The sequence below is a fragment of the Dactylosporangium sp. NPDC000555 genome (genome assembly GCF_040300025.1).
In the GTDB taxonomy this organism is placed as follows: Bacteria; Actinomycetota; Actinomycetes; order Mycobacteriales; family Micromonosporaceae; genus Dactylosporangium.
Genome location: NZ_JBEPDB010000194.1, coordinates 1 through 2,404, shown reverse-complemented (window position 1 = coordinate 2,404; position 2,404 = coordinate 1). Strand labels below are relative to the sequence as shown.

At 76.2% G+C, this 2,404-nt stretch carries 1 protein-coding gene and 1 pseudogene; both read left to right on the top strand.

Translation table 11 applies throughout. The features are described from left to right. Positions 1–787, top strand: a pseudogene (locus tag ABT297_RS42930) (cell division protein DivIVA); the annotation flags it as partial. A 122-nt stretch (positions 788–909) separates the two neighbouring features. Then, the coding region (locus tag ABT297_RS42925; RefSeq protein WP_502885729.1) for a coiled-coil domain-containing protein at positions 910–2,404 on the top strand (1,495 nt) is incomplete at its 3' end.

Sequence of the window (2,404 nt, the reverse complement as noted above, 5' to 3'; positions counted from 1 at the left end):
CGCCGAGCGCGAGGCCGGCAACGTGCGCACCGCCGCCGAGCGCGAGGCCGCCGAGGTCCGGGTGCAGGCCCGGCGCGAGGCCGACACGCTGCGGGCCGACGCGGAGCGCGAGACCAAGCAGCTGCGCACCGCCACCGCACACGAGGTCGCCGAGCTCAAGGCGACCGTCGAGCGCGAGGTCGCGACACTGCGGGCCACCGCCGAGCGGGAGATCACCCAGCTGCGCGCCAAGGCCGCCCGCGAGGCCGAGGAGAAGCGCGCCGAGGCGACCAAGCTGCTGACCGACGCCCGCGACAAGCGCGACAAGGACCTGCAGTCCCTCGCGCTGGAGATCGCCGAGCGGCAGGAGAAGGCCGAGCGCGAGGAGTCCGCGCGCCACGCCTCCGCCGTCGCCGCCACCCAGAAGCTGGTCACCGAGGCCGAGGGGCGCGCCCGGGCGGCCGAGGAGCGGGCCAAGGAGATCGAGCAGCGCGCCGAGACGCGCCGCGTCGAGTCCGAGCGCGCGGCCGCCGAGACGATCGACAAGTCGAAGAACCTCGCCGACAAGACGGTGAACGAGGCTCGCGCCGAGGCCCACCGGGTGCTCAGCGAGGCCCGCGCCGAGGCGGAGGAGACGACCCAGCGGGCCCGGCGCGAGGTCGAGGACCTCACGCGCCAGAAGGACGCGGTCACCTCGCAGCTGGGGCAGATGCTCTCCGGCCTGGCCGGGATCATGCCCACGGCACCGCTGCAGGGCGGAGACGCCAAGAAGGGCAAGTCGGGCGACGGCGAGAAACTCACCGCCTGACAGGGCGGGTCGCGGGTGGTCCTGCCGCTTCTCGAAGCAATCACGGGGAGTTCGACCGCACGTCCCGCCACGCGCAGTGTGTAATTGCGTGTGGCGGGACGTTGCGTGTGAGGATGGGTGTTATGTCAGACGGCGGCGACCTCTTCAACGCGGGCACAGGGGTGTCCTCGGAACCCGACTTCGAGACCGCGCTCCGGGGGTACCGGCGGGATCAGGTCGACAAATACTGGACCCAGTCCGAGAACGAGATCGCCGCGCTGAGGCTTGAGAACGAAGAGGTGTGGGGCCAGGTTCATGCCCTCGCCGCACAGGTCCAGGACCTGCAGACGGAGCTCGCCGAGCTGCGCCGCTTCGCGCCCAGCCAGAGCGAGGTCGTCTCGTTCCGCCACCTCGGCCCGCGCGTCGAGGTGATCCTCGGCCTCGCCGAGGACCAGGCCGCCGACATCCGCTCCAGCGCGGCGCAGGAGATCGCCGACCTGCGCGCCGAGGCCGAGCGCCTGCTCACCGAGGCCCGCAACCGCGCCGCCAAGGCCAACGAGGACTTCGAGCTGGCCCTGAACGCCCGCCGCGCCGAGGAGGAGCGCGCCGTGAGCCGGCGCCGCTCCGCGCTGGACGCCGAGGCGCGCACGATCGAGGAGCGCGGCGCCCAAGCCCGGGCCGAGGCCGAGCGTCTCGTCGCCGCCGCGCACGGCGAGGCCCAGCGCGTCACCCAGGCCACCACCGCCCAGCTCGAGCGGGCCCGCGCCGAGGCCGAGCGGCACGCCCACGGGGTGCGCACCGCGGCCGAGCAGCACGCCGCGGCCGAACGCGCCGAGGCTGAGCAGCACGCGCACTCCCTCCGCTCCGCCGCCGAGCGGGAGACCGCCGGCGCCAAGTCGCACGCCGCCGCGATCGTCGCGCAGGCCCAGGAGCAGGCCGCCACGCTCAAGGCCCAGGCCAAGCACGACGCCGCCGCGCTCGCCGCGCAGGCCCAGCAGGCCGCCGGGACGGTCGCCGCCAAGGCGCAAGAGGCCGCCGACGCGGTCGCGGCACAGGCCCAGCAGCACGCCGCGACCGTCACCAGCCGGGCCCAGGAGGCCGCGGACGCCCTGGCCGCCCAGGCCGAGCGGGCCGCCGCCGAGGCCACGGAGCAGGCCCGCCGCACGCTCGAGGCGGAGACCAGCGCGGCCAAGCGGGAGGCGGACACCCAGATCGCCGAGCATCGCGCCACGCTGGAGCAGGAGCTGCGCGACCTGCGCGCGGCCCACGACGCGGAGCTCGCCGAGCAGCGGGCCGCCGCCGCAGGCGAGGCCGACCGCCTCCGCGAGGCCACGAAGGCCGAGACCGAGAAGCTGCTGGCCGCCGCCGCAGGCGAGGCCGACGAGCTGCGCGCGGCCGCGGCTTCCGAGGCCGACGACCTGCGCGCCGCCGCCGCGTCCGAGGCCGAGGGTGTCCGCGCCGCCGCCACCACCGAGGCCGAGGGCGTCCGGGCCGCCGCCACCACCGAGGCCGCCGGTGTCCGCGCCGTGGCCGTGGCCGAGCGCGAGAAGGCCCGCCTGGCGGCCGCCGCGGAGACCGAGAAGATCCGCGCGGCGGCCACCGCCGAGGCGGAGGCGCTGAAGACCCGCGTCGAGGCCT